The 20,278-nt window shown below is 71.0% G+C and carries 18 protein-coding genes and 1 pseudogene; 10 read left to right on the forward strand and 9 right to left on the reverse strand.

All coding sequences use genetic code 11. The annotated features are described in order from the left end of the window. The first annotated feature begins 232 nt into the window (after positions 1-232). Positions 233-406: a hypothetical protein gene (locus FLL47_RS42960; protein WP_186315756.1), complete on the forward strand. Its 174-nt coding sequence runs from the start codon at positions 233-235 to the stop codon at positions 404-406. Between the two features lie 80 nt (positions 407-486). Here FLL47_RS42960 and FLL47_RS16030 read toward each other — a convergent pair whose 3' ends face one another. Next, on the reverse strand, positions 487-1,491 hold the full coding sequence (locus tag FLL47_RS16030) for a pirin family protein (protein WP_144121312.1): 1,005 nt from the start codon (positions 1,489-1,491) through the stop codon (positions 487-489). Between the two features lie 180 nt (positions 1,492-1,671). Further along, on the reverse strand, positions 1,672-2,316 hold the full coding sequence (locus FLL47_RS16035; RefSeq protein WP_144121313.1) for a LysE family translocator: 645 nt from the start codon (positions 2,314-2,316) through the stop codon (positions 1,672-1,674). 205 nt (positions 2,317-2,521) lie between these two features. Here FLL47_RS16035 and FLL47_RS16040 point away from each other — a divergent pair. Further along, positions 2,522-3,271, forward strand: a pseudogene (locus FLL47_RS16040) (class I SAM-dependent methyltransferase); the annotation flags it as partial. 33 nt (positions 3,272-3,304) lie between these two features. Here FLL47_RS16040 and FLL47_RS16045 read toward each other — a convergent pair. Next, positions 3,305-3,664, reverse strand: a complete 360-nt coding sequence (locus tag FLL47_RS16045; RefSeq protein ID WP_144121315.1) for a VOC family protein — start codon at positions 3,662-3,664, stop codon at positions 3,305-3,307. Between the two features lie 143 nt (positions 3,665-3,807). On the opposite strand from FLL47_RS16045, the gene acnA reads away from it, so the two are divergent. Continuing rightward, a complete protein-coding gene (gene acnA / locus FLL47_RS16050; RefSeq protein ID WP_144121316.1) occupies positions 3,808-6,546 on the forward strand; it encodes an aconitate hydratase AcnA in 2,739 nt (912 codons plus the stop codon). A gap of 249 nt (positions 6,547-6,795) precedes the next feature. After that, positions 6,796-7,755, forward strand: coding sequence for a pirin family protein (locus tag FLL47_RS16055; protein ID WP_144121317.1), 960 nt, complete (start codon positions 6,796-6,798; stop codon positions 7,753-7,755). A 140-nt stretch (positions 7,756-7,895) separates the two neighbouring features. On the opposite strand, the gene FLL47_RS16060 is transcribed toward FLL47_RS16055, so the two are convergent. The 3 genes from FLL47_RS16060 to FLL47_RS16070 all read right to left on the reverse strand — a co-directional run bounded on the left by FLL47_RS16060 (position 7,896) and on the right by FLL47_RS16070 (position 11,244). Then, on the reverse strand, positions 7,896-8,825 hold the full coding sequence (locus tag FLL47_RS16060) for a serine protein kinase RIO (protein WP_144121318.1): 930 nt from the start codon (positions 8,823-8,825) through the stop codon (positions 7,896-7,898). A gap of 278 nt (positions 8,826-9,103) precedes the next feature. Further along, positions 9,104-9,772 (reverse strand): HAD family hydrolase, encoded by a 669-nt coding sequence (locus tag FLL47_RS16065; RefSeq protein WP_144121319.1) that lies wholly within the window; start codon positions 9,770-9,772, stop codon positions 9,104-9,106. A gap of 83 nt (positions 9,773-9,855) precedes the next feature. Further along, complete coding sequence (locus FLL47_RS16070; RefSeq protein ID WP_144121320.1) at positions 9,856-11,244, reverse strand: DUF2637 domain-containing protein; 1,389 nt, start codon at positions 11,242-11,244, stop codon at positions 9,856-9,858. A gap of 208 nt (positions 11,245-11,452) precedes the next feature. On the opposite strand from FLL47_RS16070, the gene FLL47_RS16075 reads away from it, so the two are divergent. The 5 genes from FLL47_RS16075 (at position 11,453) to FLL47_RS16095 (ending at position 15,500) form a co-directional block, all read left to right on the forward strand. Next, on the forward strand, positions 11,453-12,025 hold the full coding sequence (locus FLL47_RS16075) for a TetR/AcrR family transcriptional regulator (protein ID WP_144121321.1): 573 nt from the start codon (positions 11,453-11,455) through the stop codon (positions 12,023-12,025). Between the two features lie 445 nt (positions 12,026-12,470). After that, positions 12,471-13,229: a dimethylargininase gene (gene ddaH / locus FLL47_RS16080; RefSeq protein ID WP_144121322.1), complete on the forward strand. Its 759-nt coding sequence runs from the start codon at positions 12,471-12,473 to the stop codon at positions 13,227-13,229. A 47-nt stretch (positions 13,230-13,276) separates the two neighbouring features. Beyond that, complete coding sequence (locus tag FLL47_RS16085) at positions 13,277-14,200, forward strand: TIGR04222 domain-containing membrane protein (RefSeq protein ID WP_246158021.1); 924 nt, start codon at positions 13,277-13,279, stop codon at positions 14,198-14,200. After that, positions 14,197-15,036, forward strand: coding sequence for an MbnB/TglH/ChrH family RiPP precursor modification enzyme (locus tag FLL47_RS16090; RefSeq protein ID WP_144121323.1), 840 nt, complete (start codon positions 14,197-14,199; stop codon positions 15,034-15,036). The genes FLL47_RS16085 and FLL47_RS16090 overlap by 4 nt, the downstream gene beginning before the upstream one ends. Then, positions 15,033-15,500, forward strand: coding sequence for an SCO6045 C-terminal-like domain-containing protein (locus FLL47_RS16095; RefSeq protein ID WP_144121324.1), 468 nt, complete (start codon positions 15,033-15,035; stop codon positions 15,498-15,500). The genes FLL47_RS16090 and FLL47_RS16095 overlap by 4 nt, the downstream gene beginning before the upstream one ends. A 20-nt stretch (positions 15,501-15,520) precedes the next feature. Here the strand turns inward: FLL47_RS16095 and FLL47_RS16100 are convergent, their stop codons facing one another. The 3 genes from FLL47_RS16100 to FLL47_RS16110 form a co-directional block, all read right to left on the reverse strand. Next, complete coding sequence (locus FLL47_RS16100; RefSeq protein ID WP_186315758.1) at positions 15,521-17,425, reverse strand: ABC transporter ATP-binding protein; 1,905 nt, start codon at positions 17,423-17,425, stop codon at positions 15,521-15,523. A 272-nt stretch (positions 17,426-17,697) separates the two neighbouring features. After that, positions 17,698-18,450 (reverse strand): enoyl-CoA hydratase/isomerase family protein, encoded by a 753-nt coding sequence (locus tag FLL47_RS16105; RefSeq protein WP_144121594.1) that lies wholly within the window; start codon positions 18,448-18,450, stop codon positions 17,698-17,700. A 45-nt stretch (positions 18,451-18,495) separates the two neighbouring features. Further along, complete coding sequence (locus FLL47_RS16110; RefSeq protein WP_120315961.1) at positions 18,496-18,723, reverse strand: helix-turn-helix domain-containing protein; 228 nt, start codon at positions 18,721-18,723, stop codon at positions 18,496-18,498. A 137-nt stretch (positions 18,724-18,860) separates the two neighbouring features. Here FLL47_RS16110 and FLL47_RS16115 point away from each other — a divergent pair, with 137 nt between their 5' ends. Next, entirely contained in the window at positions 18,861-20,174 is a 1,314-nt protein-coding gene (locus FLL47_RS16115) for a hypothetical protein (RefSeq protein WP_246158023.1), read from the forward strand. The last annotated feature ends 104 nt before the right edge of the window (positions 20,175-20,278 follow it).

Here is a 20,278-nt window from a genome sequence, read left to right on the forward strand (position 1 = left end):
TCGGGGGCGTCACACGAGCAACAGCCGCAACATACGGGTAACTGAAATGTTTCCGCAAGGCCTTGCAATCTTTGACGTGTTGGCAGCAGACACCTGAAAGATCGCCGCGGACGCCCTCCCTCGACCGTGGTCCTCCGGAAGCGGGTCCGCCCTTGCCACATGTCGGGTATTAGCTATCAAATGGTCCTAATCGGTCGTACACCTCCGCGACCGCACACGGAAGGTGGGTCCCATGGATGCCATCACCGAACTGCTGACCAGCATCAACGACCTGCTGGCCAGCCTGATCTCCATCGTGCTCGGCGGCGCCGCACCCGGCCTGCCCGTCGACCCGAGCCTCCCCCCGATCCCCGGCCTCCCCGAACTCCCCGTCCCCGGCCTCCCGCCCCTGCCCCCCGTCCCCTGAGGGCAGAAGGAAGGGCACCTTCTTAACGCTCCGCGTTAAAGAAGGTGCCCTTCTTAACTTCTTGAGCCCGAAGGCCCTGCTCAGAGGACGTCGTGGCCGGGGTGGTCCGCGTTGCCGACGTCGACCCGGCGCGGTTCGCTCGGAATGACACCCAGCTTTCCGGCCTGGTAGTCCTCGAACGCCTGGATCAGCTCGGCCTTGGTGTTCATCACGAACGGTCCGTACGCCATCACCGGCTCGCGGATCGGCTGCCCGCCGAGGATCAGCACATCCATCCCGGCCGCGTTGCGGCTCTCCTGCGACGCGTCCGCCTCGATGGTGATCACGTCACCGGCCCCGAACACGGCCAGGTCGCCCAGCTTCACCGGGCGCCTCTCCGCGCCGACCGAACCGGCTCCGGCCAGCGTGTACACCAGCGCATTGAAGTCCGGCCGCCACGGCAGCCGCAGCTGCGCCCCCGGCGCGAGCGTGGCGTGCACCAGCGCGATCGGGGTGTGCGTGACACCCGGTCCCGGGTGCCCGGCCACGTCGCCGGCGATGACGCGCAGCAGCACCCCGCCGTCGGGCGAGCTGAGCAGCGACACCTGACCGGCCCGGATGTCCTGGTAACGCGGCGCCGACATCTTCATCTTCGCGGGCAGGTTGACCCACAGCTGGAAGCCGTGGAACAGGCCGCCGGACATGACCAGCTCCTCCGGCGGGGCCTCGATGTGCAGCAGGCCGCTGCCCGCCGTCATCCACTGGGTGTCGCCGTCCGAGATCAGGCCGCCGCCGCCATGCGAGTCCTGGTGGCGGAACGTGCCGTCGAGCAGGTAGGTGACGGTCTCGAAGCCCCGGTGCGGGTGCCACGGGGTGCCCTTGGGTTCGCCCGGGGCGTACTCGACCTCGCCCATCTGGTCCATGTGAATGAACGGGTCCAGGGTCTTCAGTTCGACGCCGGCGAACGCGCGGCGCACCGGGAAGCCCTCCCCCTCGAACCCCGACGGCGCGGCGGTCACCGACGCGACCTTCCGCTCCACCGCGGCCTCACCCGGCACCGGCACCCGAGGCAGCACCAACAGGTCATCAACGGTAACGGCAGGCATGACGCCCTCCTCTGTGCTAGTTCCCCTGACACAATAGTTGAACAGTCAACGATCCTCCAACATTCCCACCCCACCCACCCGCCGTTCCGCGTTGATCATGAACTTATGGGCAGGTTCGACGGCGTGTCGCTGCCATAACTTCATGATCGCCGCGGGTGGGCGCCGCCGCAGGGGTGCGGGTCAGGCGGCGGCGGGGCGGGTGTGGTCGGTGGCCATCCGGACGGCGAGCACGCCGAGCACCGTGCCCATCAGGTAGCGCTGGACGCGCAGCCATACCGGTCGGCCCGAGAGCAAGCCCGCTATCGTGCCCGCGGCCAGCGCGATCAGCCCGTTGACGGTGACCGCGACGACGATCTGCACCGCGCCGAGCAGGAAACCCTGCGCCAGCACGTGCCCGGCCTCCGGCTGGATGAACTGGGGTATCAGCGACAGGTACATGATGGCGATCTTCGGGTTGAGCAGACTGGTGACCAGCCCCATCGCGAACAGCCGCCGGTTCGAGTCCGGCGGCAGCACCACCGGCTCGAACACCGATACGCCGCCGGGTCGCAGGGCTTTGAAAGCAAGCCAGCCGAGGTACGCCGCACCGGCGAGCTTGACCGCGAGGTAGAGCGACGGCACCGCCACGAAGAGCGCCGAGAGCCCCAGGTTCGTGGCCGTCAGGTAGACGAGGAATCCTGCCGCGACACCGGCCAGCGAGATCAGCCCGGCCCGCCGCCCCTGGGTGATGCTGCGCGACACCAGGTACATCATGTTCGGCCCCGGGGTGAGCACCATGGCCAGCGCCACCGCGAACACCCCGAGAACCGCGCCCGAAGAGATCATGACCGGATCGTCCCACCGTGCCGTGCCGGCAGTGGAGCACCAATCCACATCCGGTGGCCCCCGCCGGACAGCCCGGCCACATCACGCAGCCGCTGCTGAACCCATGACCGGCCAATGTGGCGAGACAGTGCGCACGTGACCTACTGTCCCGGGAAGTGACACCAGGCCCCGTGCGCAGCATGGGGCTCCGACAGCCAGGGGGCGGCGTTTGTCCGGCGCGCAGTTGTACGACACCATCGGAGCCACGTACACCGTGACGCGGCGCACCGAGCCGCGGATCTCCGCACAGATCTGGGCGGCGCTCGGCGACGCGCGGACCGTGTTGAACGTCGGGGCCGGCACCGGCTCCTACGAGCCCGCCGACCGCGATGTCACTGCGGTGGAACCGTCGGCGCTCATGCGTGCGCAGCGCCCCGCCGGCGCAGCGCCGTGCGTGGCCGCCGCCGCGGAGAGTCTTCCGTTCGAGGACCGGTCCTTCGACGCGGCGATGGCCGTCGCCACCGTCCATCACTGGCAGGACCCGATCGCGGGCCTGCGCGAGATGCAACGCGTCGCTCGCCGCGTGGTGGTGTTGACGCACGACACCACTGACGCCGGATGGCTTCACCGGTTCTGGCTCACCCGCGACTACCTTCCCGAAGTCGGGGACATGGTCGTCGGCCGGCCTTCGCTGACCGAGCTGGCCGCCGCGCTCGGAGCCCGCGTGGAGCCGGTGCCCATCCCGTGGGACTGCGCCGACGGCTTCTTCGAAGCCTTCTGGCGCCGGCCCGAGGCCTACCTGGACGAGAACGTCCGGCGCGGGCTGTCGGTCTGGACCAGGGTCGGGCCGAAAGCCGAGCAGCGGGCAGTGCACAGCCTCCGCGCCGACCTCGCCTCGGGCCGCTGGGCGGAACGCAACCGCGACCTCCTCGACCTCGATGCGGCAGAGCTGGGCCTTCGCCTGCTCATCGCCTGAACCCGCCGCCTCCGGGTCCGACCTCGCGCCGGGCTAGGCCTCGACGAGGACGAATTCGAGGCGGTTGGCGTGGGGGTCCTCGGTGTGGAAGCGGCGGATGCCGGGGACCTCGTCGTCGCCCCAGGTCACCGGGTAGCCGGCGGCTACCAGGCGGGCGGCGAGTTCGTCGAGGTCGGGACGGAGCAGGGCGGGGTGGGCCTTGCGGGCGGGGCGGAAATCGTCCTCGACGCCGAGGTGCAGCTCGCTGCCGTACGCGTCGATGAACCAGCAGCCGCCGCGGACCGCGAGCACCGGGGGTTTGGGTTTCTCGGTCATGCCGAGGACGCCGACATAGAAGCCGCGCAGCACATCCTCGCTGCCCCGCGGGCAGGCGACCTGTACGTGGTGAATCACATCCCGGAGTCTGGCACGGACTTGCGCGTTTAACAAGACGGACGTACGGTTTGAGTAACGGCACCGCCGGTCACCAGTAAGCCTTGCCTTACCTGCCGACGTGCCAGCCCCTGCGAAAGACTTCAGGTTGTAACAGACCCGCTGTGAAGGAGTACGACGTGGCGAGCCTCGACACGTTCGGTGCGAAGAGTGAGCTGCGCGTCGGTGACGCGGGCTATGAGATCTTCCAGATCAACAAGGTGGAGGGCCACGAGCGGCTGCCCTTCAGCTTGAAGATCCTGCTGGAGAACCTGCTCCGCACCGAAGACGGCGCCAACATCACCGCCGATCACATCCGCGCGCTGGGTGGTTGGGACCCGACCGCCGAGCCCAGCGTGGAGATCCAGTTCACGCCCGCCCGCGTCCTCATGCAGGACTTCACCGGCGTGCCCTGCGTCGTCGACCTGGCCACCATGCGCGAGGCCGTCCGCGACCTGGGCGGCGACGCCTCCAAGGTCAACCCGCTGGCCCCGGCCGAGCTGGTCATCGACCACTCGGTCATCGCCGACGTGTTCGGCCGCCAGGACGCCTTCGAGCGCAACGTCGAGATCGAGTACGGCCGCAACCAGGAGCGCTACCAGTTCCTGCGCTGGGGCCAGACCGCGTTCAACGAGTTCAAGGTCGTGCCGCCGGGCACCGGCATCGTGCACCAGGTGAACATCGAGCACCTGGCCCGCGTGATCATGCCGCGCAACGGCCAGGCCTACCCGGACACCGTGGTCGGCACCGACTCGCACACCACCATGGTCAACGGCCTGGGCGTGCTGGGCTGGGGCGTCGGCGGCATCGAGGCCGAGGCCGCGATGCTGGGCCAGCCGGTCAGCATGCTGATCCCCAAGGTCGTCGGCTTCAAGCTGTTCGGCGAGCTGCCCTCGGGCGCCACCGCCACCGACCTGGTGCTCACCATCACCCAGCAGCTGCGCAAGCACGGGGTGGTCGGCAAGTTCGTCGAGTTCTACGGCCCCGGCGTGACCACGGTGCCGCTGGCCAACCGGGCCACCATCGGCAACATGAGCCCCGAGTTCGGCTCCACCTGCGCGATCTTCCCGATCGACGCGGAGACCATCGCCTACCTCGAGCTGACCGGCCGCCCGGCCGAGCAGATCGCGCTGGTCGAGGCGTACGCCAAGGCGCAGGGCCTGTGGCACGACCCGTCGGTCGAGCCGGCCTACTCGGAGTACCTCGAGCTGGACCTGTCGAGCGTGGTGCCGAGCATCGCCGGCCCGAAGCGCCCGCAGGACCGTGTCGAGCTGACCAACGCCAAGACCGCGTTCCGGGCCGCGCTGCCCGACTACGTCAAGGACGACGACACCGACGAGGCGGGCCAGGAGAGCTTCCCGGCCTCGGACTCCCCGTCGCACTCCACGTTCCGGGCCAGCAACCCGACGCCGGTGACCGCGGCCGACGGCACGACCTACCAGCTCGACCACGGTGCGGTCGTGATCGCCTCGATCACCTCCTGCACCAACACGTCGAACCCGCAGGTCATGCTGGGCGCGGCGCTGCTGGCGAAGAAGGCCGTCGAGCGGGGCCTGCGTGCCAAGCCGTGGGTGAAGACCACGCTGGCGCCCGGTTCCAAGGTCGTCATGGACTACTACCACAAGGCCGAGCTCGTGCCGTACCTGGAGAAGCTCGGCTTCCACCTGGTCGGCTACGGCTGCGTGACCTGCATCGGCAACTCCGGCCCGCTGCCGGAGGAGATCAGCGCCGCGGTCAACGAGGCCGACCTCGCGGTGGTGTCGGTGCTGTCCGGCAACCGCAACTTCGAGGGCCGGATCAACCCCGACGTCAAGATGAACTACCTGGCGTCCCCGCCGCTGGTGGTGGCGTACGCCATCGCCGGCACGATGGACATCGACCTGGCCCGCGACCCGCTGGGCGTGGACCCGGACGGCAAGCCGGTCTACCTGGGCGACATCTGGCCGACCCCGGCCGAGGTGCAGGACACCATCAACAGGTCCATCTCGGCGGAGATGTTCACCAAGGACTACGCCGACGTGTTCGCGGGCGACGAGCGCTGGCAGGGCCTGGCGACGCCGACCGGTGACACGTTCGCCTGGGCCGGTGACTCGACCTACGTGCGCAAGCCTCCGTACTTCGAGGGCATGGCGGCGCAGCCGGGTCCGGTCGGCGACATCGCGGGCGCCAAGGTGCTGGCGAAGCTGGGCGACTCGGTCACCACCGACCACATCTCCCCGGCCGGCTCCATCAAGGCGGACTCCCCGGCCGGCAAGTACCTGGCCGAGCACGGGGTGGACCGCAAGGACTTCAACTCGTACGGTTCCCGCCGCGGCAACCACGAGGTGATGATCCGGGGCACCTTCGCCAACATCCGCCTGCGCAACCAGATCGCGCCCGGCACCGAGGGCGGCTTCACCCGCGACTTCACCGTCGCGGACGCCCCGGTCAGCACGATCTACGACGCCAGCCAGAACTACCAGGCCGCCGGCATCCCGCTGGTCATCCTGGCGGGCAAGGAGTACGGCTCCGGCTCGTCGCGGGACTGGGCCGCCAAGGGCACGGCGCTGCTGGGCGTCAAGGCCGTCATCGCCGAGTCGTACGAGCGCATCCACCGCTCGAACCTCATCGGCATGGGCGTGCTGCCGTTGCAGTACCCGGCCGGCCACACCGCCGAGACGCTCGGCCTGACCGGCACCGAGACCTTCACCTTCACCGGCGTCGAGGCCCTCAACGAGGGCACCACCCCGAAGACGGTCAAGGTCACCACCGACACGGGTGTCACCTTCGACGCGGTCGTCCGCATCGACACCCCCGGTGAGGCGGACTACTACCGCCACGGCGGCATCCTCCACTACGTCCTCCGCCGGATGCTCGCGAGCTGACCAGTCCGCGTGAGGGCAAGGAAGGGCACCTTCTTATCGCTTTGCGATGTAGAAGGTGCCCTTCTTCACGCTCCACCCACGCGGACCTGGACCGGAGCACCCCGGCTGCGGCAAGCCCAACGCGGCACGGGGGGCGCCGGGGCGCCGGGGATGATCGCTGCTTCGTGTCGAAATCTTCGGTCTGGCCCGAGGAAGTGACACGAAGCGGCGATCTTGGGAGCGGCGAGGGCGCAGAGCTAATGTCGTTGCATGAGCAACGTTGAGACGGCGCCCGTCGAGACCGCCTGCGGGCACGAGCCGGTGCCGGACGGGCCGACCCACGAGCTGCTCCCCGGGCGCGAGGTCGTGCTCGGCGGCCCGCGCGGCATGACGGTCAGCCGTACGCTGCCGCACAAGGACCGCCGCATGGTCGGCGCGTGGTGCTTCGTCGACCAGTACGGCCCCGCCGACCACGACATGCGCGTCGCGCCCCACCCGCACACCGGGCTGCAGACCGTCACCTGGCTCGTCGAGGGCGAGGTGCTGCACCGTGACAGCGTTGGCAGCAAGGCTCTCGTCCGCCCTGGTCAACTCAACCTGATGACCGCGGGGCACGGCATCTCGCACTCCGAGGAGTCGCCCGTCCCGCGCACCGAACCGCTGCACGGCGTGCAGCTGTGGGTCGCGCTGCCCGACGCGGCCCGGTCGGTCGCCCCGGCCTTCGAGCACCACGCCGACCTGCCCGTCGTCGAGCGGCCCGGCGTCACCGTGACGGTGATCATGGGCGAGCTGGCGGGTGCGGTGTCGCCCGCGACCGCGTACACCCCGCTGGTCGGCGCGGAAGCCGCACTGGCCGCGGACGTGCAGGTCACGCTGCCGCTGCGCAGCGATTTCGAGTACGCCGCGCTGGTGCTCGACGGCGCGGCGCACGTCGACGGCGTACCGCTGGAGCCCGGGACCCTGCTCTACCTCGGCCGCGAGCGGACGGCGCTCGAGCTGACCACGGCCGTACCGGCGCGGGTGCTGCTGCTCGGCGGCGAGCCGTTCGCGGAGGAGATCGTGATGTGGTGGAACTTCGTCGGGCGCGGCCACGACGACGTCGCCGCCGCGCGCGAGCAGTGGATGGCGGCCGACCCGCGCTTCGGCGAGGTCACCGGCTACGACGGCGCTCCGCTGCCCGCCCCCATGCTGCCGAACGCCCAGCTCAAGCCCCGAGGCCGCCGCCGCTGACGGCCCGACCCGGCCGGGCCGCCGCCCAGGCGGCGGACCGCAGTCGCATACCAGATCCGCCGACCTGCCTGGCAAACGGGCGTATCCTGCCCGCTCTTCCGCCCGGTTGCCAGGCAAGTGCAACGATCATGGCCGGCGCGTCAGGTGCGCATGCCGGCTTCGGCCATCAGTTCGGCCGTGAGGGCCGCTTCGTCCAACCCGGACAGGCCGCGGGCGGTGAACCAGGTCGCCACGTTGTGCACGTCGCGGGCCAGGAAGCGTTTGCCCTGCGGGTTGGCCACCACGTCCACGATCTGCGGCAGGTCGATGATGACCAGCCGCCCCTCGTGCACGAGGATGTTGTACGGCGACAGGTCGCCGTGCGCGTACCCGGCCCGGGCCAGCACCGTCAGGCCCAGCATCAGCTGCGCCCACAGGTCGGCCAGCCCCGCCTCGTCGGTGCGCACCTGTGCCAGCCGCGGCGCGGCGGTGCCGTCGGGCGCGCCGATGAACTCCTGCAGCACCTCGGTGCCCAGGATCTGCACCGGGTACGGCGTGAACGGCGCGACGTCCAGCTGCCGGGCGATCTCCCAGAGCCGCGCCAGCGCGCCGAATTCGGCCGCCGCCCACTGCCCGGCGATGGCCTCCTTGCCGAACGCGCTGCGGTTGGCCATGGCCCGGTTGACCCGGGACTCCTTGTCCCGGCGACCCTCGAGGTAGCCCGCGTCGCGGTGGAACATGCGGTGGTCGTGGCTGCGGTAGCGCTTGGCCGCCAGCAGGCAGCCGCGTTCGGTGCCGGGCACGTGGCGGTGGAGCAGGAAGACGTCGGCCTCCTTGCCGGTCTTCAGCACTCCGCGTTCCACGTCGACCGCGGCCAGCTCGGTGACGAGCCAGTCGGGGTGGGGCAACGGCCCGCGCTCGGTGGGGGTCGACAGGTCCCAGGTGGACCAGCGGTCACCGAATTCGGGCTTGTCGGGGGTTTCGTCCCACTCGACTTCCCCGGCGTACGACTTCTCGAAGGTCAGTTCGTCGTCGTCGAAACGGTTCCGGCGGTTGACGCGGCCGGCGCGCGGAAAGTCGTGCTCTCGCACTGGAAAAGCTCCTCGGTCGGAGAGAAGAAGTAAGAGGCGAAATGCGCGCAGCGCACAGCGACGGCAACCATTCGGCTCAACCCCCTTCTCTCCCGACCCGGATCAGTTTCCGGGATCTCGCACAACGCCGACGAGTCTTCCCTCGACCCCCGACCCCTGTCAACCGGTTTTCCCCGGCGACCCGCGTCACACCCGCCCACACGAAACGATCATGAAGTTATGGCCCCGACACACCGTCGAACCGTGCCATAAGTTCATGATCAGCCCAAAAAGGCGGGTCAGCGGGCCATGCGGTGGGGTGGGTCGGCGGCGAGGACGGCGGCCACGGCTTGGATGGCGCCCTCGGCGACGCGGGTGGGGCCGAAGCGGCGCTCGGTCCACTGGCGGCCGCGGTGGATCCAGACGCTGGGGATGCCGATCGTGGTCGCCCCGCCGATGTCGGCTTCAGGGCTGTCGCCGATCAGCCAGGCGCCGCGCAGCCGCATCCGGGCCCGTTCCGCGGCGATCTCGAAGATGCGCGGGTTGGGCTTGCGGCAGTCGACCTCCTGCGAGACCACCCAGTCGGCCACGAACCGGTCCAGGCCGGTACGCCGGATCTTGGCTTCCTGCTGGCGGGTCTCGCCGTTGGTGACTATCACCGGGACCCAGCCGGCCTCCGCGGCGATACGCAGCGCGGCGCCCACCATGGGATCCAGCCGGGTGGCCTCGATCTGCCCCTCGTGCAACTCCTCCACCAGGTCGATGACGGAATTGCGCAGTCGATACCGGTCACGGATCGCGTCGGCCAGATCCCAGCGCGAGGTCAGGCCGTCCGCGTCGGCGTCCACCAGCCAGTCGATGTCGTACGGCGGGGCGCTGATCTCGGACAGGAACCGAGTACCCCACATCCGGAAGGCGCCCTCGCGGTCGACCAGTGTGTTGTCGAGGTCCAACAGCAACAGAGGCACGCGGGCACCTTACGTGACTCAGGACACGCTGGTGAAGCCCCCCTTTGTGCGGGAAACCTCGCGGAAACGAAATCGATGCCTGCTCACACCAGATCCGCGTCCACGCCGAAGGTGTCCCGCTGCCGAACTGCCTTGATCTGGTTCTTGGCCCAGTTCTCGCTCGGCGTGCGCCCGTACTCCCGGGCCGTCCACTCGCGGACGAAAGCCGTGCTGACCTGCTCGCCGCGTGCCAGCGCCTCGCCGATCATCCGCTGGACCGGCTCCTGGAGGTGGTTGAGCATGCCGCGCGAGGTGATCTCACTGGTGTCCGACAGCGGCCGGTGGCCCATCGGCTCCCGCCCGGTCGGGGCGCTCAGCACCGACTCCAGGGTGGCCCGCAGATCCCGGCCCAGGATCGTGCCCCGCTCGTCACGCTCGGGAACGAGGTCCTGGGACACCGCGGCGGGCTCCGGCTGGAGGGGGGCCGGCGGAGGCTCGGGGACGGCTTCCGGCTGCGGCGTCGGCTGGTACACCGACTGCGGCGGGTATGGCTGGTGCCCGTTCGACTGGTGCCCGTTCTGGTGGTGCGGCATGGACTGGTGCGGCATGGGCTGGTGGGACACCTGCGGCACGGCGCCCGGCGCCGCTCCTGGACGCCAGCTAGCCGTGCGGGCCCGGCGCACCTCCGCGCGGGCGTGCACCTCGACCAGCTTGGCCTGCTGCTCCTCGCGGACCAGCTGCGCGCCGTACAGGCGGCGCTGGCGTTTGGCCTCGCGGGTGTCCTCCAGGTGCGTCAGCGCGTTGCGCACGCTGGGCCGCAGTCCCTCCGCGGGCGGGTGCACGATCCAGGCCCGCCGGGCCGAGAACGTGGAGATCGGCGCGTAGAGCCAGCGCTGGCCGAAGCGCGGGTAGCGGGTCTTGAGCGCCACGTCGTCGTCGTAGCCGGCCATGAACTGGTCGAGCAGCTCGTGGAACATCGCCATGCCCGCGAACGACAGGAACGCCAGGTAGAGGCCCGCCCAGATGGACCACTTGTCGCGGCCGTGCACGAAGTTCAGGGTCGCCGAGACGGTCGCGGCGGCGAGCACGATCTTGTACGCCCGGCCGGGGTGCCGCCCGCGCTTGACCGCCACGAACGCCCACGCGCCGAAGGAGATGCTGATGCCGTCGAGGCTCAGCGGGACCAGGATGTTGGTCCAGTGATTCCAGCCCATGACGTCGTTGGCGAAACCGGTGAGGCCGATGAACGACACGCCCATCACGGCGAGCCAGACCAGCAGCGTCGGGATCAGCGCGGCCAGGAACAGGCCGGTGTCCTTGGTCTTCTCCGCGCGGGTGGCGTACGCCCCCGGGTTGGCCAGCCGGATGCCCCGCCGCCGCCCGGCCGAGCGCGCCAGCGGCACACCGATCAGCAGGGAGATCGTCAGGATCGACACCACCAGCACCATCACCCACGTATCCACGTAGGTCGTGGTCAACAGCTCCAGGTCCACAGCTCGTTTCCTCCCCGGCGGCCGCAGACCGTTGGCCTGCAGGCGTTTCGCGCGGTGTCGCCCTACTGTCCCCGACGCTCAACGCACGCCGGCCGCGGAGGATTCTTCCATGCGCCGGTCACGCGCGCATTGCGTCGCAGATCTGTCACCCAGCGTCAAGCCGTACGTACGGATTGCATGTGTGTCGCCGACCTGCGAAGATCGGCATGTGCCCAGGGTGAGTCAGGATCAGCTCGATGCGCGCCGCCACGAGATCCTCGCCGCGGCCCGCGCCTGCTTCGCCCGGTATGGCTACGAGGGTGCCACGGTGCGCCGCCTGGAGCAGGCGACCGGGCTGTCGCGGGGCGCGATCTTCCACCACTTCCGCGACAAGGACTCGCTGTTCCTGGCCGTCGCCGAGGACGACGCGGTCGAGATGGCCGCCACCGTCGCCGCGAACGGCCTGGTGCAGGTGATGCGGGATCTGCTGGCCCACGCCCAGGACCCCGACGCGGCCGGCTGGCTCGGCACGCAGCTGGAGGTGGCCCGTCGGCTGCGCACCGACCCGGCGTTCGCCAAGCGGTGGGCGCAGCACAGCGAGGCGATCGACACCGCGACCCGCGAGCGCCTGCAACGCCAGGCGGGCGCGGGCGTGCTGCGCGAGGACGTGCCGCTCGACGTGCTGACGCACTTTCTGGAGCTGGCGTACGACGGGCTGGTCAAGCGGCTGGCGATGGGCGGCTCGGCCGACGACTTCGGCCCGGTGCTGGACCTGATCGAGGAGACCGTGCGCCGCCGCTGACCGGGCCGGTTGAATCGGATTTCCGGGCCTGAACATGACGAAACCCGGGGGTACCGCGCGGGCGCGCGGGCCGGCTGGACAAACCGGACATTCCCCCGGGAATCGGGTGGCTCCCTTGGATTCGCCAGGGCCGCTGACACACGGCCTCGACGCTCCAGTCGAACCTTCAGGTATCGACAGAAGTGCAGTCGATGACAGCCGCCTAGCGGGCAGCCACCTCACGTGTCCTGTAGCTACTCAAAGCTGGACCACCTCCTTTCCCGTGTACCGCCGACATTAGTCACGAGATCCACGCATCGACAAGATATTTTCAAACGGGCATCCGGGCGCTACAGTGCCGCCCCATGGGCGCCCTCAAACCTTGGCATCTGCTCCTCGGCGGCACCGTCTGCTGCGCCACCGTGGTGGTGGTCGCACTGGTGCTGTTCCTGGTACTACGTAAGAAATGAGAACCGCCCTGGTCCGCGAGCCGAGTTCCCGGCTCGCCGACGGCATCGTCACCCACATCGGCCGCAGCGACATCGACCTGTCCCTGGCCCGCGCCCAGCACGTCGCGTACGCCGACGCGCTGGCCTCGGCCGGCTGGGAGGTCTACCCGGCGCCGGCCGCCGACGACTGCCCGGACTCGGTGTTCGTCGAGGACGCGGTGGTGGTCTGCGACGACCTCGCCGTGCTGACCCACCCCGGCGCCGCGGCCCGTCGTGGCGAGATCACCGGGGTCGAGCAGGCCGTGCTGGAACTGGGCCTGCGTACCGCGCGCATCGCGGAGCCGGGCACCCTGGAGGGCGGCGACGTGCTCCAGGTCGGCACGACCGTCTACGTCGGACGCGGCGGCCGCACCAACGCCGAGGGCATCCGGCAGTTGCGGGCGCTGCTCGCGCCGCTGGGGCGCACCGTCGTGCCGGTGCCGCTGGGCGAGGTGCTGCACCTGAAGTCCGCGGTGACCGCGCTGCCCGACGGCACCTTCCTGGCCCTGCCGCACCTGGTGCCGACCGGGCTGTTCCCCGCGGTGCGGCCGGTCGAGGAGGAGGGCGGCTGCCACGTGGTGCCGCTGGGCGGCGACCGGGTGCTGCTGGCCGCGTCCGCGCCGCGCACCGCGGAGCTGCTGGCGGACCTGGGCTACACGCCGGTCGTGGTCGACATCGGCGAGTTCGAGAAACTCGAGGGCTGCGTGACCTGCCTGAGCGTCCTGGTCTCCCGCTAGTGGCGGTGATGGTCCATCATGAGGGCTCCCTCGTCGAAGGAGCTCCCGTGGCGGACACCTGGGGCATCCCTGGCCCCACCTTCCTGATGCTGTTCGCGGTCGCCGCGGTCGTCGTGCTGGTGGGCACGCTCATCCACCGGTCCCGCCTGTTCGCCGGCCCCGCCCAGGTCCGCGTGGACCAGCTGTCGCCCCAGCACACCGCGTACCTCAACGGCGGCGCGGCGCTGGCGGTGTACTCGTCGCTGGCCTTCCTGCGCCAGCACCACGTCGCCGCGGCCGACGACGCCGGCCGGCTCACCCGCACCGGTGGGCTGCCCCCGGGCGCGACCCCGCTGGACGCCGCGGTGCTGCACGCCGTGGGCAACGGCCTGCGCGCCAACCAGCTGCACACGGACCGCTCGGTGGCCGAGGCGCTGTCCGCGATCGGCGAGGAGCTGCGCCGCGGCGGCCTCACCGTCGGCCCCGACCTGCTGGCCCGCGCCCGGCGCGGCCCGCTGCTGCTGCTGGCCCTGTTCGTGCTGGCCGTGGTCCGGATCATCGCCGGGGTGGGCAACGACCGCCCGGTCATGTTCCTGGTGCTGGCGGCCATCCCGGTCGGCATCGTCGGCCTGGTGTTGTTCCTGCGCAAACCGCGGCGCACCAAGGCCGCCGAACGCGCGCTGCTGCAGGCCAAGCGCCACTTCAACCATTTGCGACCGGCATCCCGGCCGGCCTGGGACACGTACGGACCGGCACAGACCGCGCTGGCCGTCGGCCTGTTCGGCACCGCCGTGCTGTGGGCCGCCGACCCGGCCTTCGCCGGTGAGACCGGCGTCCCGGAACGCGACGCCGGCGGCGCCTACGGTCCCTTCGTCGACGACGTCGGCGGCGGATCGAGCGGCGGCGACAGCGGCGGCGGCTCGTCGTGCAGCAGCGGCTCCTCGTGCGGCGGCGGGGGTGGCTGCGGCGGCGGAGGCGGGTGCGGCGGATGACCCCGCTGGCCGGACGGGGCGTCGGCATCGGCTGGCGCCCCGAGATCTCCGGCTTCGTCGCCGAGCTGCCCGGCCTGCGTTTCGTCGAGGTCGTCGCCGAATCGCTGCCGCACTCCGGCGAACCGCCCGAGGCGCTGGCCCGGCTGCTCGCCGCAGGGGTGGCGGTGGTGCCGCACGGCGTCAAACTGTCCCTCGGCGGAGCCGAGCCGGTCGACCCGCACCGGGTGGAGCACCTGGCCCAGGCCGCGCGGGCCGTCAACGCACCGCTGGTCAGCGAGCACATCGCGTACGTGCGGGCCGGTGGCGTCGAGGCCGGTCACCTGCTGCCGCTGCCACGCAGCCGGGAGGCCGTCGACGCGGTGGTCGCCAACGTGGCACGGACCACCGCCGAGCTTGACGTGCCGCTGGCGCTGGAGCCCATCGCGGCGCTGTTCGAGTGGCCCGACGACGAGCTGACCGAGGCCGAGTTCCTCACCGAGATCCTGGAACGCACCGACGCGCTGCTGCTGCTCGACATCGCCAACGTGTACGCCAACGCGCTCAACCGCGGCGAGGACCCGATGGACCTGCTCAACCGGCTCCCGCTGGAGCGCATGGCGTACGTCCACGTCGCCGGCGGCCGGATCCACGGGGGCCGCTATCACGACACGCACACCGACCCGGTGCCCGGCGAGGTCCTGGAGCTGCTGGGCGAGCTGTGCGCGCGGCAGCGCCCGCCCGCGATCCTGCTGGAGCGCGACGGGCACTACCCGCCGGCCGCGTCGCTGCGCGCCGAGCTGGACGCCCTGTCCGCCGCCACCGGCTACCCCGTGATCACGGCAGCGCCGGTCACATGAGCGGCGGCACCCTGACCGGCAGTGACCTGACCGGTGGTGGGCTCGCCCGGCGGCAGGAGGAACTCGTGCGCGCCCTGGTGGCCGGAGCCGCCATGCCGGCGGGCTTCGACGCCGGGGCGGTGGCCGCGACGCAGACCGCGCTGCTGCGCAAGCGGGCCGAGGACGTCGCGCGCACCTGGCCCCGCCTGGCCGCGTCAGCGGGCGCCGGACAGTGGCCGCGGGTGTTCTCCGCCTGGGCCGCCGGTCACGCGCCGTTGGGTTCCCTGCGCGACGGCTGGGACTACGCCCGGGCCAACCCGCCGGGCGACGCGGCGGCGACCCGCGAACTCGCCCTCCGTGAACTGCTCTGGACGTACGACGGCGAGAACTCCCCCCGCCCCCGCCGCGGCCCGGCCGCCCGCCTCCACAGTGGCGAGCTGCTGATCCGCTGGCGCGGCCGCGCTCTCACCTTCCGCACCCGCTGACCACCACCCCGCTCCGGGGGTTAGGCGGAGGTGTCGGCGAGGCCTCGGGTTCGGGGGGAGTCTGTGGCGGCGAACTGGGTGCGGTAGAGGTCGGCGTAGAGGCCGCCGGAGGCGAGCAGTTGTTCGTGGGTGCCGCGCTGGACGATGCGGCCGTCGTCGAGGACGAGGATCTGGTCGGCCTCGCGGACGGTGGACAGGCGGTGGGCGATGACCAGTGCGGTGCGTCCGGCGAGCGCGGTGGACAGCGCCTGCTGCACGGCCGCCTCGCTCTCGGAGTCCAGGTGCGCGGTGGCCTCGTCGAGGATGACGATCGACGGCGCCTTCAGCAGCAGCCGGGCGATGGCGATGCGCTGCTTCTCGCCGCCGGAGAAGCGGTAGCCCCGCTCGCCCACCACGGTGTCCAGGCCGTCGGGGGTGGCCCGGACCAGGGCGTCGATCTGCGCGGCCCGCAGCGCGGCCCACAGCTCGTCGTCGGTGGCGTCGGGCTTGGCGTAGCGCAGGTTCTCCGCGATGGTCTCGTGGAACAGGTGGGCGTCCTGGGTGACCACGCCGATGGTGTCGCGCAGCGACTGCAGCGTGGCGTCGCGTACGTCGACGTCGCCGACGAACACCGTGCCGCTGGTGACGTCGTACATCCGGCTCACCAGCATGGAGGTGGTCGACTTGCCGGCACCGGAACTGCCGACGAGCGCCACCATCTGGCCGGGTTCCACGGTGAAGGAGACGCCGCGCAGCACCGGCGCGGTGGCGGTGCGTTCCAGCGTCGCCACGTCCTCCAGGGACGCGAGGGAGATCTCGGCGGCGGTCGGGTACCGGAAGGCCACGTCCCTGAACTCGATCTTCGAGGAGCCGCGCGGCACGTCGACCGCGCCCGGCTTCTCCGCGATCGCGGGAGGCAGGTCGAGCACCTCGAAGACCCGGTCGAAGGAGACCAGCGCGCCCATCACGTCGATGCGCACGTTGGACAGCGCGGTGATCGGGCCGTAGAGGCGCACCAGCAGCAGCGCCAGCGCGACGACGTCGCCGGGTGAGAGCGTGCCCTTCACCGCGTACCAGCCGCCGAGTCCGTAGACCAGGGCTTGGGCGAGCGAGGCGACCAGCATCATGGCGGCGAAGAAGGTGCGCGAGTACATGGCGCTCTGCACGCCGATGTCGCGCACCCGCCCGGCCCGCTCGGCGAAGCGGCCAGACTCGGTGTCGGGGCGGCCGAACAGCTTCACCAGCAGCGCCCCGGCCACCCCGAACCGCTCGGTCATGGTGGCGTTCATCTTCGCGCCGAGGTCGTACGACTCCTTGGTGATCTCGGCCAGGCGGTGGCCCACCCGCCGCGCGGGCAGGATGAACACCGGCAGCAGGATCAGCGACAGCACGGTGATCTGCCACGACAGGGTCAGCATGACCAGCACGGTCAGCACCAGCTGGATGATGTTGCCGACGACGCCGGACAGCGTCGAGGTGAACGCCCGCTGGGCGCCCAGCACGTCGTTGTTGAGCCGGCTGACCAGCGCACCGGTCTGCGCCCGGGTGAAGAACTGCACCGGCATCCGCTGCACGTGGTCGTACACCTGGGTGCGCAGGTCGAAGATGAGACCCTCGCCGATGCGCGCCGAGTAGAACCGCTCCGCCAGCGACAGCAGGGCGCTGACCACGGCGAGGGCCGCGATCACCACCGCGATCGTGACTACGGTCCGGCCCGCGCCGGGCGCCATGACCCCGTCCTCCGGGGTGATCGCGGTGACGACCTTGCCCGCCAGCAGCGGCGTGGCCACGCCGATGACCGCGCCGATCACGATGGTCACCAGGAAGAAGATGATCTCCCGGCGGTACGGCCGGGCGAAGGAGAGGATCCGCTTCGCGGTGGGCTTGCCGATCTTGCGGTTCTCGACACTCTGCCCCCGGCGCATGGACCGCATCAACGACTCCATGCCCCCACCCGCACCCGGATAACTCACCGGTGAACCTCCCGCTGTGAAAGACCTGACGTGCCGCTCAACGTGCCCTGCCGAACGAAAATTCCTTAGCCGGGCTTATTAACTATTCCGCTGGGCAGACAATGGCACGCGACCGGCCACCACCCCCTCACCGGAAAGGAGAGAGCGGCCGTCTTTCCACCATGACGAATCAGCCACTGGTATGACGCCCGAAAGAGTGGCTCAGGGTGCCGGAAAGGGATGGCGGAACCGATACCGCCGGAAAGTCACTCGCCCAGGCCGGCCAGGTCGCGGATGCGGCGCGTCTGCGCCTCGCGCTCCGCGCGTTCCTGCTCGGGGAAGCCACGGCCGCTCGCGGCGGCCAGCAGGGCTTTGATCTCGACGACCGCGTCGCGCGGGGCTGCCAGCACCGCGTTGGCCAGATCGGCTGCGGCGGAGTCCAGTTCGTCGCGGCCCACCACGAGGTTGACCAGGCCGATCCGGTCCGCCTCGGCGGCGCCGACGCGGCGCCCGGTCACGCACAGCTCCAGCGCGCGGGCATAACCGACGAGCTCGACCAGGCGCTTGGTGCCGGTGAGGTCCGGCACGAGCCCCAGCGTCACCTCCGCCATTGCGAAAAGGGCGTCGTCTGCGGCGATCCGGAGATCGCAGGCGAGCGCGAGCTGGAAGCCCGCGCCGATGGCGTGGCCCTGCACGGCGGCGATGGTCACCAGGTCGGGTCGGCGGAGCCAGGAGAAGGCCTGCTGGAAACCGGCGATCCGGTCCGCGCACTCCTCCGGGCTGACGGTGGCGAGCTGCTGGAACTCGCCGCCCTGCACCACTTTCAGGTCGAGGCCCGCGGAGAAGGACCGCCCTTCCCCGCGTACGACCACGACGCGCACATCGCCGGCGAGCCCCCGTGCGGCATCGGCCAGACCTGCCCAGAGCTCGGGGGTCTGCGCGTTGCGCACCTCCGGGCGGTCCAATGTCACCGTCGCGACCGGACCGTCCTGGCTGATGCGAAAGCCGGCCGCTGCCATCTCAGACATCAACCGGCTCCCCTTGCTCGGCGTGGCGCGGGCGAATCATGCCTTCTTGCGCCGACGGGCTCCGCCGCGCTGACGCAGCGCGACTCCGGACTCGGTGAGCACCCGGTGGATGAATCCGTACGAACGGCCAGTCGACGCGGCCAGCGCGCGGATGGACTCACCCGACGTGTAGCGCTTCACGAGGTCCTTGGCTAGCGTCTGGCGTTCGGTCCCGACGATCCGGCGACCCTTCTCGGTGGTGGTAGCTGTGCCGGTGGCTGCCATGTTGAAATCCTCACGTCCCGGACGATGCGGTTTGCGGTCCAACCTATTAGACCGCCTCCGACGATCATGCGCTAGATATCAATTCCATGCCAACCGACACGCACGGTGCTGTCGGGTACCCGATAGCGTGTCTCGCCGTGACCACCGTCGACCCCCTGAGCGCCCGCAACCGCGAACGGCGAGACCTGTTCGGCTGGTTCGTGCTGGTGAGCATCGGCCTGCTGGCGACCTGGCTGGCGGTGCGCGCCGGGGCCCGGCTGGGCACCGCGAGCGCGCCGTTCCTGGGCCGCTACCGCTTCGAACTGACACCGATGTCGTTGCTGGCGCCGATCGTCGCGACGGCAGTGCTCGGCGCCGCCTGGCGCGGCTGGATCCATCGACTGCCGTGGTGGGCGGTCAGCGGCGGGGCGACGGTGGCGTTCTTCGCCTGGGCCGTCTCGCTCGCCCTCGTCGACGGCACCGACGGGCTGACCCGCTCGCTGACCCCGGACAGCTACCTCGGCGACGTGCAGGAGGTCGGCGACGACCCCTTGGCGTACCTGCGCAGCTTCACCGGCCGCTCGGCCGAGCACACCGCCGCAACGCGGGGGCACCCGCCCGCGCCGGTGCTGCTGCTCTGGGCCGTGCAGCGCCTCGGTGTCACCGACCATCTGGCCCTGGCGCTGCTGGTGACCGCCGTCGGCGCGCTGTCGGTGCCGATGGTGCTGGCCGCGGTGCGCGACATGGGCGGCGAGGCCGCCGCCCGCCCGTACGCGCCCGTGCTGGCGCTCGCGCCGTACGCGGTGTGGACCGCGGTGTCGATGGACGCCGTGGTGGCCACCATCGGCGCGGCCATGACGCTGGCCGGGGTGCGCGCCACCCGCCGCCACGGCTGGCGCGCCGCGGCCTGGGCGGTGCTGGCCGGGCTGCTGCTCGGCACGGCGGCGCTGTTCTCGTACGCCGTGGCGTGGCTCGGGTTGTCCGTGGTGTTCCTCAACTTCGCCCGCCGCCGGGCCGCCCTGAACATGTTCGCCGGGCTCGGGGTGCTGCTGCCGGTGCTCGGCGCGGCCCGGCTGGGCTTCACCTGGACCGACGGGCTGGGCACCGCGTACGCCGACTTCGCCCAGCGCATCGAGCCGCACCGCTCCGCCCTGTGGTGGGGCCTGATCAGCGCGTGCGCGCTGCTGCTGGCCGTCGGTCCGCCCATCTACGCGAGCCTGCGCAAGGTGCGCAACACCCCCGGCTGGCCGTTCCTGGTGGGCGCGTCCGGGGCGGTGCTGTTCTCGGTCGGGGCGGGGCTGGCACGGGGCGGGGTCGAGCACGCGTGGCTGCCGTACTTCCCGTGGCTCACCATCGCCGCCGTCGCCCCCGAACGCCCCGGCGGCGACCCGGTCCCCGCACCGCTGCTGCTCGTCGGCATCGGCGCGCTTTCGGCGATGGTCCTCGAAGCCGTGCTGTCAACCCCCTGGTAGCCCACCCCGCGCACCCGAGCGCCGCCCTCCCCCGCGCCCCTCAAGCACGGCAACTCTTGAAAAGTCGCGGCCTCGGCGGGTGCCGATGGCCGCGACTTTTCAAG

It is taken from the genome of Catellatospora sichuanensis, from assembly GCF_007483665.1.
GTDB lineage: Bacteria > Actinomycetota > Actinomycetes > Mycobacteriales > Micromonosporaceae > Catellatospora > Catellatospora sichuanensis.